The sequence below is a fragment of the Kitasatospora brasiliensis genome, assembly GCF_032654805.1.
Classification (GTDB): domain Bacteria; phylum Actinomycetota; class Actinomycetes; order Streptomycetales; family Streptomycetaceae; genus Kitasatospora; species Kitasatospora brasiliensis.
This window is the reverse complement of record NZ_JAUOOW010000003.1, coordinates 35,014-48,076: the sequence shown is the minus strand read 5'-3', so window position 1 is coordinate 48,076 and position 13,063 is coordinate 35,014. Positions and strand designations below refer to the sequence as shown.

General features: G+C 73.0%; 11 protein-coding genes and 1 tRNA gene. 3 read left to right on the top strand and 9 right to left on the bottom strand.

Annotated features, from left to right (window positions below):
• Window positions 1-69: 69 nt before the first annotated feature.
• On the bottom strand, window positions 70-924 hold the full coding sequence (locus QWJ13_RS13155) for a methyltransferase domain-containing protein (protein ID WP_316524086.1): 855 nt from the start codon (window positions 922-924) through the stop codon (window positions 70-72).
• Between the two features lie 254 nt (window positions 925-1,178).
• On the opposite strand from QWJ13_RS13155, the gene QWJ13_RS13150 reads away from it, so the two are divergent.
• The gene (locus tag QWJ13_RS13150; protein WP_316524083.1) at window positions 1,179-2,621 is read left to right on the top strand and encodes a tyrosine-type recombinase/integrase; all 1,443 of its coding nucleotides are present in this window, start codon (window positions 1,179-1,181) and stop codon (window positions 2,619-2,621) included.
• Here QWJ13_RS13150 and QWJ13_RS13145 read toward each other — a convergent pair.
• From QWJ13_RS13145 to QWJ13_RS13120, 6 genes are all read right to left on the bottom strand, one after another.
• A tRNA-Pro gene (locus tag QWJ13_RS13145) sits at window positions 2,587-2,660 on the bottom strand. The genes QWJ13_RS13150 and QWJ13_RS13145 overlap by 35 nt on opposite strands.
• Window positions 2,661-2,802: 142 nt before the next feature.
• Window positions 2,803-4,161, bottom strand: coding sequence for an MFS transporter (locus QWJ13_RS13140; protein WP_316524081.1), 1,359 nt, complete (start codon window positions 4,159-4,161; stop codon window positions 2,803-2,805).
• Between the two features lie 75 nt (window positions 4,162-4,236).
• Window positions 4,237-5,028, bottom strand: a complete 792-nt coding sequence (locus tag QWJ13_RS13135; protein ID WP_316524080.1) for a DUF1684 domain-containing protein — start codon at window positions 5,026-5,028, stop codon at window positions 4,237-4,239.
• 182 nt (window positions 5,029-5,210) lie between these two features.
• On the bottom strand, window positions 5,211-6,080 hold the full coding sequence (locus tag QWJ13_RS13130; protein ID WP_316524078.1) for an acyl-CoA thioesterase: 870 nt from the start codon (window positions 6,078-6,080) through the stop codon (window positions 5,211-5,213).
• Between the two features lie 142 nt (window positions 6,081-6,222).
• Window positions 6,223-6,912 (bottom strand): alpha-ketoglutarate-dependent dioxygenase AlkB family protein, encoded by a 690-nt coding sequence (locus tag QWJ13_RS13125; protein WP_432277518.1) that lies wholly within the window; start codon window positions 6,910-6,912, stop codon window positions 6,223-6,225.
• Window positions 6,913-7,111: 199 nt separating this feature from the next.
• A complete protein-coding gene (locus QWJ13_RS13120; protein ID WP_316524076.1) occupies window positions 7,112-7,906 on the bottom strand; it encodes a transglycosylase family protein in 795 nt (264 codons plus the stop codon).
• A 591-nt stretch (window positions 7,907-8,497) separates the two neighbouring features.
• On the opposite strand from QWJ13_RS13120, the gene QWJ13_RS13115 reads away from it, so the two are divergent.
• Both QWJ13_RS13115 and QWJ13_RS13110 read left to right on the top strand, forming a co-directional pair.
• Window positions 8,498-9,352 carry a DUF8842 C-terminal domain-containing protein gene (locus QWJ13_RS13115; protein ID WP_316524073.1) on the top strand — a complete coding sequence of 285 codons (855 nt, stop codon included), beginning with the start codon at window positions 8,498-8,500 and terminating at the stop codon, window positions 9,350-9,352.
• A gap of 253 nt (window positions 9,353-9,605) precedes the next feature.
• Complete coding sequence (locus tag QWJ13_RS13110; RefSeq protein WP_316524072.1) at window positions 9,606-10,505, top strand: hypothetical protein; 900 nt, start codon at window positions 9,606-9,608, stop codon at window positions 10,503-10,505.
• A 141-nt stretch (window positions 10,506-10,646) separates the two neighbouring features.
• On the opposite strand, the gene der is transcribed toward QWJ13_RS13110, so the two are convergent.
• Window positions 10,647-12,101 (bottom strand): ribosome biogenesis GTPase Der, encoded by a 1,455-nt coding sequence (gene der / locus QWJ13_RS13105; RefSeq protein ID WP_316524070.1) that lies wholly within the window; start codon window positions 12,099-12,101, stop codon window positions 10,647-10,649.
• A 217-nt stretch (window positions 12,102-12,318) separates the two neighbouring features.
• Window positions 12,319-13,032 carry a (d)CMP kinase gene (cmk, locus tag QWJ13_RS13100; RefSeq protein WP_316524068.1) on the bottom strand — a complete coding sequence of 238 codons (714 nt, stop codon included), beginning with the start codon at window positions 13,030-13,032 and terminating at the stop codon, window positions 12,319-12,321.
• Window positions 13,033-13,063: the final 31 nt, after the last annotated feature.

The window sequence follows — 13,063 nt, the reverse complement described above, 5'->3', positions numbered from 1 at the left end:
CGAGGCAGTAAGAGACCTCACCGCACCGACGCGCCTTACCGTCCCTGCGGGGCGCCCGACGTGCCGGCTTCATGCTGCGACCGAGCCGTCTGGCACCCGGCTCCCGCGCTCCGGCGGCATACCCGCCCCAGCCTGGCACCCCCCAGCGCTGTCGCCACGGTGCACCCTTGAGCGCTCCGCAACAGCGATGAACGCCAGCTCGGAGAAGAAGAAGCCGCCCGAGCGATCCGCCGCTCCCACTGCGGCGTACCACTCTTCAATCTCCTCGGGGCTGACGGTGCCGCGGCCGTGCCTGGCCGCGGACAACAGCGCCTTCCGAATCTGCCCGAGCCGGTCCTTCGCGTGTCCCGTGAACGCGGTCGACCACACCAGCAGGGGCTCTACGTGGAGAAGGCTTAGCGGACTGCCGCCCACAAGCAGCCCGAGCTTGCGACCAATCCGGCCGTCCGCGTGGTCCATCCAGCTCTGCGCATCGTCGGCGAACGCGTGGCAGATCCGCCGGTCGAGATCGGCGTCCGCGCCGGCAATGACCATGGAGTCGAAGTCGACGTGCGCGATGATCGCCCGACCGCCCGGCCGCAGGACTCGTGCGACCTCCGCCAGCATCGCCTGCGGGTCCGGCAGGCACTCGATGGTGTTGTACGACAGGACGACGTCCACGCTGCCGTCGGTGCACGGCAGGGGGTCGCGAAGATCGGCAACGATCGTCGCCGTTGCCCCGGCGTGATCCTTCAGGGTAGCGCCCGCCTGGCGCAGGAACTCTGGGGACCGGTCGAGTCCAATGAGAGCAGCTTCCGGCGCTATTCGACTGACCGCTCGCAGCGTCGGCCCCGCACCGCACCCGAGGTCGACAACCTGGTCACCCGGCTGCGGGCGAGCCAGTTCCGCAATGCGCGCATGGATGGGTTCAGCACGGTCCGACACAGCACAGCCCTCTTCTGTGGTTCCGCGCCAGAGCCCGAGATGGCGGTACCGATGGTTCAGGTTTGCACTATATAGCATATTTCGGGGTGATTCATCCCGAGGGCGAAGACGCCGACCACGGTGGCGGCCTTTGCGGATTGCCAAGGGAATGCCCCTGGTCAGAGCCCTGGAGTGACCCTGACGGTCGCGTGGTGGTCGCGAGCCATCATCGGGAGACTGGAGACCGGACAAGCTCCGTTCCGGAGGCGATCAGCATGCGTTCCTCACCCGACCGCGGTCGCGTCTACCGGCGCTGCGGCTGCCGCGACGACCACCACCGCCAGCTCGGCACCCGCTGCCCGCACCTCGCCGCTGACCCTCGCCACGGCAGCTGGGCATTCGCTGTCGACGCTCCCTCTGCAGACGGCCGCCGCCGCACCATCCGCCGCTCCGGCTTCCCGGACGAACTCGACGCTCGCATCGCGCTGAGGCGCTTCAACGAGTCCCTGCCCCTCGGCGTCGTCACAGACCCAAGGCAGAGCACAGCCGACTACCTCACCAGCTGGCTCGCCGAGAAGGAGCTCCACCTCAAGCCCACCACGATCGCCCGCTACCGCGACTACATCACCCAGGACCTCATCCCCGCCCTCGGCGCCATCCCTCTCGACGACCTCACCCGCCAGCACCTGGCCGCATTCGTCACCGACCAGCTGCGCCGACACCGGGGCAGGGTCACCGTCCACCGGATCATGTCCACCCTCTCCAGCGCCCTCAGCGACGCCGTCACCGGCGAACGCCTCCCTCGCAACCTCGCGAAGCCCCCGCTCATCTCGCGCCCCGCCGCAGCCGAACGGCACCTGTGGACCGAGGAGCAGGCGGCTCGTTTCCTGCGCTTCACCCATCTCGTCGACCCGCTTTATGCCGACCTCGCTGAGCTGATGATCGGCACCGGCATGCGCAAGGGCGAGGTCCTGGCCCTGCGCTGGGACGACGTCCACCTGCCCGAGCGCACCCTGTTCATCCGCGCGACGCTCTCCGCGATCGACAACAACCAGCTCCTGCTCACCGCTCCGAAGACCAAGGGCAGTCGCGCTTGGGTTGCCCTGTCCGACCGTGTCGTCGATGCCCTCGACGAGCGAACAGGGTCACGCGCCTTCGGCCAGATCACCCCCGCCGGCGGCTACGTCTTCCACCGCCACGGCCGTCCGCTCCATCCCAAGACCGTCCTCGACCGTTTCCACCTGCTCTGCGACAAGGCCGGCGTCCCCCGCATCGCCCTGCACGACCTGCGCCACCTCGCTGCCAGCTTCGCCCTGGCCGCAGGCGTCCCGCTCCCAGTCGTCTCCAAGACCCTGCGCCACCGCACCCTGTCCACCACCGCGAACATCTACGCCGAGCTCACGCACCTCGCCGCCCGCGCGGCGGTCGACGCCATCTCCTGGACCCTCAACACCGCGGACCGCGCGGTTCGCGGCGAGCCCGCCTGCCGCGCCCGCCGCCCATGGCACCAGAACCCGCGCCCCCACCACCGCCTGGCCGCCCATCAGACGCCGCAAGAGACCGAACCGACCACCGCCTGGCCGATGTGGCCCGGCGACCACACTGCGACCACCAGCCGACAGAACATCAAAAAGGCCGCTCCCGCCAGAAGCGGAAACGGCCTACGACCTGCAGTTATGCAAGTCGGGACGACAGGATTTGAACCTGCGACCCCTTGACCCCCAGTCAAGTGCGCTACCAAGCTGCGCCACGTCCCGTGGTCTCGGCGCCCTGGGCAGGAGCCTGGGGGGCTCTGCTGTGGGCTTCTCGACCTCGTCTCCGGTTGTTGTCCCGGCGACGTGGAAAACAATACAGCACGTCGGGGGGTGCTCGCTGCCAGGTTGAGGGAGGGCGGATGGGTCAGGGGGTCGGGTGGCGGGCGTCGTAGGTGAGGAAGGCGGGGCGGCGGGCGGCGAGGAGGAGGACGGCGGCGACGCAGGCGAGGCCGCCGGTGATCACGGAGGTGGCGGGGTTGGTGAGGGCGGCGACGGTGCCGGACTCGAAGTCGCCGAGGCGGGGGCCGCCGGCCACGACCACGATGAAGATGCCCTGGAGGCGGCCGCGCATCTCGTCGGGGGCCGCGACCTGCATCATCGTGTTGCGGAAGATCATGCTGACGGTGTCGGCGCAGCCCGCGACCGCGAGCAGGACGAGGCCGGGCCAGAGGTCGTGGAGGGCGCCGAAGGCCGCGATGGCCAGGCCCCAGGCGGCGACGGCGGTGAGGATGGCGATGCCCTGGCGGTTCACCCGGCCGACCCAGCCGGAGAAGAGCGCGCCGACCAGGGCGCCGACGGCCGGGGCGGAGACCAGCAGGCCGACGGTGCCGGCGTCGCCGCCGTAGAAGGTGATCGCGATGGCGGGGAAGAGGGCGCGCGGCATGCCGAAGACCATCGCGGCCAGGTCGGCGAGGAAGCTGGTGCGCAGGTTGGGCTGATCGCGCAGGAAGCGGAGGCCGTCGAGGACGGAGGCGCGGCCCTTGCGCTCGCCGAGCGGACGCATGGCGGGCAGGCGCCACATCGCGTAGAGGGTGGCGGTGAAGGCGACGGTGTCGACCAGGTAGGCGGCCTGGGCGCCGTACGCGCCGATGAGGACGCCGCCGAGCATCGGGCCGAGGGTGAGGCCGAGGTTCATGCTGACGGTGTTCAGGGCGTTCGCCGCCGGGAGCTGGTGGCTGGGCACCAGGCGGGGGATCATCGCGGAGCGGGCGGGCGAGCTGAGCGCGAAGAAGCCGGCCTGGACGGCGACGGCGGCATACAGCACGGCGACCAGGCCGAGGCCGGCCAGCGCCTGCGCGGCGAGGACGGCGGAGACGGCCGCCAGGCCGCCCGAGCCGATCAGGCCCAGCCGCCGGCGGTCGACGGTGTCGGCGATCGCGCCGCCGTAGAGGCCGAAGGCGACCAGCGGGACGAGGGAGAAGATGCCGACCAGGCCGGTCGCGAAGGCGGAGCCGGTCAGGTCGTAGACCTGGACGGAGACGGCGACGGCCGTCATCTGCTGGCCTATGGAGGAGACGGCCTGCCCCGCCCAGAGCCGGCGGTAGTCGGGGTGGTCGCGCAGCGGGCTGAGGTCGGCGAACGCCCGCCGGTACCAGGGCGAGTCGGCGCCCGGCGCCGACGCCGACCCGTCCTCCGCCCCTGGTGGGGATTCGGGTTCGGATTCGGGTTCAGCCGAGGAAGGGGAGGGCGAGGGGGACGGGGTGGAATGCTGGTGGTCCGACATAGCCACCCATGCTCCGCCCCGCCCCCGGACGGGCCCGCACCGGGGCCCGCTACCGGCTCGGCATCTGCCGGCCGACTACCGGCTCAGCACCTGCCGCTCCCCCGCCTCCACCGCGAAGTCCAGCCGGTTGCCCGGCGGCGGGAACGGGCAGATGAAGTGGTCCGAGAAGGCGCACGGCGGCAGGTAGGCCCGGTTGAGGTCGAGAACGGTACGGCCCTCGGCGTCCGGCGCCGGCAGGGTGATGAAGCGGAAGCGGTAGGTGTCGATGCCGCTGGTGGCGTCCGCGATCACACCGCTGAGCCGGTTGCCGGACCGGCTGACGGTCAGCGTGCGGTGCTCGCCCGCCACGGTGAAGGCGATCTGCCCGGTGACGGCCAGCGGACGCTCCTTGCCGTCGGCGTTCGGGACCACGACCGACCGCGTGTCACCGTCCGCGAACGGGGTGAAGACGGCGGGCACGGCCCACTCGGGCGCGTACGGGTAGGCGGAGATGCCCGCGAAGGCCGTCCGGCGCGGCGCGGCCGGGTCGAAGGTCCGCAGGGCCAGTTCGCCCTCCCGCTCGATCGGGACGAGCAGCACCTCGCCCAGGGTGGCGGTGTCGGCGGCCGGGTCGCTGTCCGGGCGGAGCAGCGCCTCGCCGTCCAGCGGTGCGCCCGCGCCGTCGACCGTGATGCCGTCGGCCGCCGCCGCCCGGACCCGCACGCCCTCGGCGTCGGCCCACCAGTGCCCGGGCAGGCCGGGGATCCCGGCGGGCTCGGGCCCCAGCCAGTGCGTGCCGGTGAGTGCGAGCTGGCCGTGCGGCGCGCTCACCGACGCCGCCCGGCCGTCGCTCCAGTGCTTCCAGTCCTCCGCGGCCGTCTCCGTCATCGGTCCACCCTCCCGCTCGGTCCGTGGACGGCCCGCCGTTCGGGTCGCCCGTCTCGGTCTCCACAACGCTGTCCGCGCGGACGGATCATCCCCGCCGGCCCGGGGTCGCCGAAACCGCCACACCGCGGCAACGCGCCGAAACGGGCCGCAACACGGGGCGAGGCACCGGCCGAAACCGGCGCCTACCCGTCCTGGCGCTTCAGCGGCCGGAACAGCCCCTCCTGCACCACGGACACCACCAGCTGCCCGTTCCGGTCGTAGATCTGCCCGCGGGCCAGGCCGCGCGCGCCGTGCGCGATCGGGGACTCCTGCTGGTACAGCAGCCAGTCGTCCGTCCGGAACGGCTGGTGGAACCACATCGCGTGGTCGAGCGAGGCCATGTCGAAGTTGCGCCGGCCCCACAGCGGCTCGACCGGGGCGCGGACGGCGTCCAGCAGCGTCATGTCACTCGCGTAGGTGAGGGCGCAGACGTGGATCAGCGGATCGTCCGGCAGTCGGCCGTTGGTGCGCAGCCAGACGCCGCTGCGCGCCTCGACGCCCTCCAGCTCTTCGTCCGTCCAGCGCAGCCGCTCCACGTAGCGGATGTCGAAGGGCTGGCGGCGGCTGATGAACGGGGGCAGCTCGCCGAGCCGGGAGCCGACCTCGTCCAGGGCGCTGGGCAGGTCCTCGGGGGCGGCGACCGGCGGCATCGGGTACTGGTGCTCGATGCCGCCTTCCTCGGGCCGGTGGAAGTCCGCGGTGAGCGCGAAGATCGACCGGCCGCCCTGGATTCCGAGCACCCTGCGGGTGGTGAAGGAGCGGCCGTCGCGGATCCGGTCGACCTGGTAGACGATCGGCACGCCGGGCACCCCGGGGCGCAGGAAGTAGGCGTGCAGGGAGTGGACCGGGCGCTCGTCGTCCACCGTGCGCCCCGCCGCGACCAGCGCCTGCCCGGCGACCTGGCCGCCGAACGTCCGTTGCAGCGCCTCCTCGGGGCTGCGCCCCCGAAAGATATTGAGTTCGATCTGCTCCAGGTCGAGCAGATCGACGAGATCGTCGACGGGGGTACCCATGCTCACGCTTCCTCTCCGGACTCCGAACGAATTCTCCAGCTCACTCGAATCTTCTGGCGACCTGGGTCATTCCCTTGCGGCGGGTCGGAACCCCCAGTTCACTCGAACGAGGAGACGAACCCGTCGGCGGGAGCCCCTTCGGCTACGTCCCCAGCCTCGTTTCCCGCACCGTGACGTTGAGCCGCCCGACCAGCCCCAGCGCCGGATCGGCCGTCCCCGGCAGCGTCCGCACCACCCCGTGGTACGCGAACCGGGACGGACCGCCGAACACCAGCAGGTCACCACTGCGCAGCTCGAAGTCGGTCCACGGCCGGGTCCTGGTCTCGGTGTTCCCGAGCCGGAACACACAGGTGTCGCCCAGCGAGAGCGAGACCACCGGCGCGTCCGCCCGCTCGTCGCGGTCCTGGTGCAGGCCCATCTTCGCGCCGTGCGCGTAGTGATTGACGATCGCGGTGTCCGGTTCGTACGACGCCGCGCCCGCGATCCCGCCCAGCGCGGGCCCGTAGGCCTCGGCGACGGCCCGGCGGGCCAGCTCCCGGAGCAGCGGCGGGAACGGCTTGACCGGCGCGCCGTCCTCGGCGACCCGCCGGTACCCGTACGGGTACCAGTACAGGCCGAGGCTGACCATGCGTACGGACATCATTCCGCCGGTGGGCATCCGCACGGCGTGCAGACCGGCCGGCGGGCGGGCCCACTCCCGGCAGGCCCCGACCAGGCGGCGCTGCGCGTCGAGGTCCAGCCAGCCGGGGAGCAGGACGGCGCCGGGGGCCGGCTCGGAGCGCCGACGCGCGCCCGAGGACTCGCCCGGATCGTCGAACAGCTCGCCCTGGATCACCCCGCCATCCTCCCGCACCGCGCCCTCCCCGGCCCAGCCCGGCGCCACCACCGGGGCAACCCCACGAAGCCGAAGCGGCCGCTCCCCCGCCGGGCGGAGTGATCCGCGCGGCGGGAGAGCGGCCGTGAAAGCCGGGCCCGGGGCTCCGAGCTCAAGGCTCAGGGCTCAGGGCTCAGGGCTCAGGGCTCAGGGGACCTCAGATGCTGAGGGTCTGGCCCGGGAAGATCAGGTCCGGGTTGCCACCGATGACCTTGGCGTTGTTCTGGTACAGGTCGTGCCAGTCCAGGCCCTGCGCGGCGGCGATGGAGCTCAGGGTGTCACCGGCCTTGACGGTGTAGTCGCCCTTGGCGGCCGGCTTGGCGGCGTTCGAGCCCTTCCAGGACTTGGCACCCTGGTCGGCCTTCGGCGCGGACTTCCGGACCTCGGCCTTCGGCGCGGCGTCGACCTTCGGCGCGGCGTCGTTCTTCGGCGCGGCCTGGGCCTTGGGGGCGGCCTTCGGGGCCTCGGCCGGCTTGGCGGCGGGCTTCGGGGCCGGAGCCGGCTTGGCGGCGGTGGAGGTGGAGCCCGCCGAGGTGTCGACGGCGGCGGGGGTGCCGCCCTTGGTCAGGCCGGCCTTGACGGAGCAGACGGGCCAGGCGCCGGGGCCCTGCGAGGCGAGGACCTTCTCGGCGACGGCGATCTGCTGCGCCTTGGTGGCCTGGTTGGCCTGCGGGGCGTAGGCGGTGCCACCGAAGGCGGCCCAGGTGCTGGAGGTGAACTGGAGGCCGCCGTAGAAACCGTTGCCGGTGTTGATGCTCCAGTTGCCGCCGCTCTCGCACTGGGCGACGGCGTCCCAGGTGGCGACGGAAGCGGCGGAGGCGGAGGTGGCCGTGACGAGGCCGGCCACCGGCAGGGCCGCGACAGCGGCGCCCGCCACGACAGCCATCCGAACGCGGTTGCGCTTGGTGGCGGCGGAGGTGGTGGCAGCGGCGGTCTCGTGACGGAAGGTCATGGGGTTCCTCTCGACAGCCCCGGGCGGGCATGCGGAACCAGGCCCTGGGAAGGGCCGCGATCGCTTGCCGCGTCCGTCGGACGGCCGTGCACGTGTCGGACGTGCCGCTGCCGCCCCGGCCACCCAGCCACTCACCGACGACCTGTTCGAGCGGTCGTGTCGGCGGGCACCTGCCGCGCCCGGCGGGCCGGGGGGCTGTGCGTCGGGGGTGAACCCGGGTGGCGCTCGTTGCGCCGCCCAAGAAGCTACGAGTCGTTCGTCGGGGAAACCAAAACTCCGGAGGTCTTCCCAGCTCAGCCAAGGGTTACCGGCGGTAAGACCCGCAGAATCATGCCCGAATTGTCCGCTTTAGCCGTCGATTCCTAGATCAAACATCGCGGCGGCGTGACTCACCTCACCGTCGCGTTCCGGCAGTCCCGGCACCGACATCGACAGATTGCGACCACGAGAACACGCCTCGCGGTCGGATCCGGAGCAATTCCCGTCAGCCTCGATGGGCACCCGTGACGCCTGACACAAGGACCCGTTGGGCATGTCGACCTCTCCGTGTCCGCCCCCGAACCCCCATCCACACCCATCCGAGGAGACCCTGTGCCGCGCATGCTCGACGTCAGCGACGAGGTCCGGTCCGAGATCGGCGACGACGAGGCCGACCGCCTGCTAGTCGGCGACCGCGCCCCCGACAGCTACGAATGCACCTCCTGCCGGACGCCCGGCGACACCCATGTGGAGCCCACCAGCACCGTGCTGTTCGTCGGCGACGAGACCGCCGTCCTCGCCTTCGCCCACGCCCGCTGCATCCCCTCCCAGGTCGTCGCGGTCTCCGAGGAGCAGCTGGCCGGCGCCGTCCGCAGCATCAGCCAGTCGCACACCGGCGGCCCGGACCTGGCCGCCCCCGCCCTCGCGCAGCCCGGTCCGGCGCCGTCTCCGGCCGCCCCCGCCGGGCCCGACCCGAGCCGGCCGACCGCGCCCGGCCAGGCCGCCATCCTCGGCATCACCTGCGGGCTGGTCCTGCACGGCAAGGTCGGGCACGCCTCGCTGGTGGTCGAGCCGACCGGGCCGGTCGGCCGCCCCGGCAGCACCTCGGGCGAGGACGAGTTCCTCGACCTGCTCCAGGACGCCGGCTTCCAGCCCGTCACCGACCTGGACGAGACGCCGGAGCAGCTGCCCGGCTGGTCGGTCCTGGTCGCAATGGGCAAGCTGCACGCGGTCCTCCAACCCGCCGCGGCCGGTGGCAGCACCGGCTGGTGGCAGGCGCACCAACCGCTCCAGGTCACCGACGCCTGGCGGATGGCCGCGAACCAGCTCTCCGAGGTGACCATGTACGCCGTACCGGCCGGCATGGTCGGCCGTCAGCCCCGCGAGGACCTGCTGCGCCAGGCGCTGGAGCGGGCGGTGGCGCTCGGTCAGGTGGTCGCCGCCTCCCTCCCGCTCGCCGGGACCTGATCCGCCCGGTGCCCCGCCCGCCGGAAGGCGGCCTCCTTCCCCGAGGCCGCCTTTCGGCGGGCGGGCGCGCACCGGCCGCGCGCCTGCCCGGCTCGCCCGCGCCCCCGGACGGGGCGCACTGCTCGCACCGCGCCCCGGCGCGTCCACACCACGCCCGGCGCGCCCTCCCCGTCCCGCTCCGGCGCGACGGCGCCCCCGCGCCCCGTACCTCCACGCCCCGCATCCCCCGTCCCTCTCGCTCGTTGGCCCCTACGTGTACAGCTACGACGTCTCCGCGTCCCCCGGCCGGTCCACCACCGCCTCCCGCTCGATCCCGGGCATGCGCCCCTCGTACGACGCCGAGCACCCGCACTCCACCACGCCGATCTACGACGAGCTGTACTCCGAGTACCGGCGCCTCTTCCGGGCCCTGCCCGGCGACCGGTCGGGCGAGGAGGACCTGAAGTTCACCGGCTTCGCGGTCCGCGACGGCTACCCGGTGCTCGGCGAACAGCGCCCGTACCCGCCCCAGCAGCAGGCCTTCCACACCCTCGCGGGCCAGGCGCCGGGGCTCCCCCAGTTCGTGCCGGGCCATCAGCACCACGGCTCCGGGCCCACGGGCGGCCAGCCGCACGGCCAGGCCTCCGGCCACGTCGGCGGTCATACCGGCGGCCACGCCGGCAGCCACGCGAGCGGTCCCCCGGGCACCCATGCGAGCGGCCACCCGGGCAGCCACCCGAGCGGTCACACCGGCATCCACACCAACGCCCATCCGAGCAGCCACACCAGTACCCCCGGCAGCCACACCCCCGGCCATCGCCACGGCCACCCCGAGCCCGCCGCCCCCGCGCCCGTTCCGGCTCCCGTCCCCATCTCCGCCCCCGCCCTCGCCCTCACCGGCGAGAACCCCGGCCGCGCCACCAGAGCCCCCGCCCCGGAGCAATCCGTCGCCCCCGTCGCCCAGTTCACCAACGGTCAGGGCTGGGTCGCGGCCGGCTACCTGGGCGCGCCCCCGCACCCGATGTCGGTGCCCGCGCCCGCCCCGCCGGCGCCGCCCGCCCCCGCCCCGGTGATGGGCACGGTCACCACCGGCCTCACCACCACCCCGTCCACCCGCGGCCGCCACCGCCAGATGCTCTCCCTGCCCCCGGGCCCCAGCGGCGACCACCACTGACAGCCGGGCCGATGAGCGCCGACCGGCACCCGGCGGGGCCCGGAAACGCCAAAGGGCCCCGCCACCACCGTGGCGAGGCCCTCCGGCCGTCAGTGGGCGGACCGGCCGGTCAGGCGACCGGCCACTCCTCACCCACTGCTACTACTTCTTCTTGCGCTTCTCCCGGACCCGCACCGAGATCGAGATCGGCGTCCCCACGAACCCGAACTCCTCGCGCAGCCGACGCTCGATGAAGCGCCGGTAACCGGCCTCCAGGAAGCCGGAGGCGAACAGCACGAAGCGCGGCGGACGGATGCCCGCCTGGGTGCCGAACAGGATGCGCGGCTGCTTGCCGCCCCGGATCGGGTGCGGGTGGGCGGCGACCAGCTCGCCGAGGAAGGCGTTCAGGCGCGCGGTCGGGATGCGGGTCTCCCAGCCCTCCAGCGCGGTCTCGATCGCCGGGACGAGCTTCTCCATGTGCCGGCCGGTCTTGGCCGAGACGTTGACGCGCGGGGCCCACTGCACCTGGACGAGGTCGCGCTCGATCTCGCGCTCCAGGTAGTAGCGGCGCTCCTCGTCCAGCTGGTCCCACTTGTTGTAGGCGACGACGACGGCGCGCCCTGCCTCGACGGCCATCGAGATGATCCGGGTGTCCTGCTCGGCGAGGGTCTCGCTGGCGTCGATCAGGACGACCGCGACCTCGGCCTTCTCCAGCGCGGAGGAGGTGCGCAGCGAGGCGTAGAAGTCGGCGCCGGCGGTCAGGTGGACCCGGCGGCGGATACCGGCGGTGTCGACGAACTTCCAGGTCTTGCCGCCGAGGTCGATCATCTCGTCGACCGGGTCGCGGGTGGTGCCGGCCAGCTCGTTGACGACGACGCGCTCCTCGCCGGCGACCTTGTTCAGCAGGCTGGACTTGCCGACGTTGGGCCGGCCGATCAGCGCGATGCGGCGCGGGCCGCCGGGGGCGGCGTCGCCGAAGGTCTGCGGCGGGGCCTCGGGCAGCGCGGCCATGACGGCGTCCAGCAGGTCGCCCGAGCCGCGGCCGTGCAGCGCGGAGACCGGGAACGGCTCGCCGAGGCCCAGCGACCAGAGGTAGGCGGCCTCGGCCTCGGTGGACGGGCCGTCGACCTTGTTGGCGCACAGAACGGTCGGCTTGCCCGCCCGGCGGATGATCTTGATCAGGGCTTCGTCGGTGTCGGTGGCGCCGACGGTGGCGTCCACCACGAACAGCACCGCGTCGGCCTGCTCGATGCCCAGCTCGGCCTGCGCGGCCACCATGGCGTCGATGCCGAGGACGTCGATCTCCCAGCCGCCGGTGTCGACCACCTTGAAGCGGCGGCCGTTCCAGCTGGCCTCGTAGGTGACCCGGTCGCGGGTGACGCCCGGCTTGTCCTCGACGACGGCCTCGCGGCGGCCGATGATGCGGTTCACCAGGGTCGACTTGCCGACGTTCGGGCGGCCCACCACGGCCAGCACCGGCAGTCGGACGAGCTCGGCACCGTCCACGGCGTCGAAGCCGTCGAGGTCGAAGCCCTCTTCGGCGGCGAGCGCCATGAACTCGGCGTAGTCGGCGGCGTCCAGCTCACCGGGGCCGGTGGCGGAGTGCTCTGCGGTCATGTTCGTCTGTTCCGTTTCCCGGCCCGGCCCTTCCCAGGGGCGTGCCGTGCGTACCTGCCCCGCTCGGGGCAGCGCGATGGTTGTCTCCGCGGCGCCTCGACGGCCCGCGGTGTCATTCGATGGTCGGCTTGCTCGCTGATCGGCTCACCGCACGATCGGCACGTACGACCGGCTCGCCACCGGTCCGACCGGCGACAGGGCCGGACCGTTGACAGGGTCAGACCGAGGACAGCCCGGCCCGCTCCTCCACCAGCCCGGCGATCCGGTCGATCACCTGCTCCAGGGTGAGGTCGCTGGTGTCCACCAGGACGGCGTCCGCGGCCTGGGCCAGCGGGGCCGTCTCCCGGGAGGAGTCGGCGGCGTCCCGGCGGGCGAGGTCGGCGGCCATCGCGGTGATGGTCGCCTCGTCGACGCCCTTGGCGCGCAGCTCGGCCGCCCTGCGCGCGGCCCGGGCCTCCTCGGAGGCGGTCAGGAAGACCTTGACGGTGGCGTCCGGGAACACCACGGTCCCCATGTCCCGGCCCTCGGCGACGATGCCGCGCTCGGCGACCTCGGCGCAGCCGCGCTGGAGCTCGACCAGCCGGGACCGTACGGCCGGCACCGCGGCGACGGCGCTGACCTGGGCGGTCACCTCGGGGCCGCGAATCGGGCCGGACACGTCCTGGCCGTCCACCGTGATGGTGGGGCCGTCGGCGTCGGTGCCCGAGACGATCACCGGCTTGCCGCACGCGACGGCCACCGCCTCCGGGTCGTCGACGTCGACCTCGTTGGCCAGCATCCACCAGGTCATCGCCCGGTACATGGCGCCGGTGTCCAGGAAGCTCAGGCCCAGCCGGGCGGCGACCGCCCGCGAGACGGTCGACTTGCCGGAGCCGGAAGGTCCGTCGATGGCGACGACGACCGGGGCGTGCGCTCGGTCGGCAGTGTCCACGGGGCGAACCTCTCTCTGAGCATGGGATCCG

What these genes read in the sequence shown, in the direction of transcription:
- QWJ13_RS13150 (WP_316524083.1), top strand. Translation starts at nt 1,179, where the DNA reads ATGCGTTCCTCACCCGACCGCGGTCGCGTCTACCGGCGCTGCGGCTGC.
- QWJ13_RS13140 (WP_316524081.1), bottom strand. Translation starts at nt 4,161, where the DNA reads ATGTCGGACCACCAGCATTCCACCCCGTCCCCCTCGCCCTCCCCTTCC.
- QWJ13_RS13135 (WP_316524080.1), bottom strand. Translation starts at nt 5,028, where the DNA reads ATGACGGAGACGGCCGCGGAGGACTGGAAGCACTGGAGCGACGGCCGG.
- QWJ13_RS13130 (WP_316524078.1), bottom strand. Translation starts at nt 6,080, where the DNA reads ATGGGTACCCCCGTCGACGATCTCGTCGATCTGCTCGACCTGGAGCAG.
- QWJ13_RS13120 (WP_316524076.1), bottom strand. Translation starts at nt 7,906, where the DNA reads ATGACCTTCCGTCACGAGACCGCCGCTGCCACCACCTCCGCCGCCACC.
- der (WP_316524070.1), bottom strand. Translation starts at nt 12,101, where the DNA reads ATGACCGCAGAGCACTCCGCCACCGGCCCCGGTGAGCTGGACGCCGCC.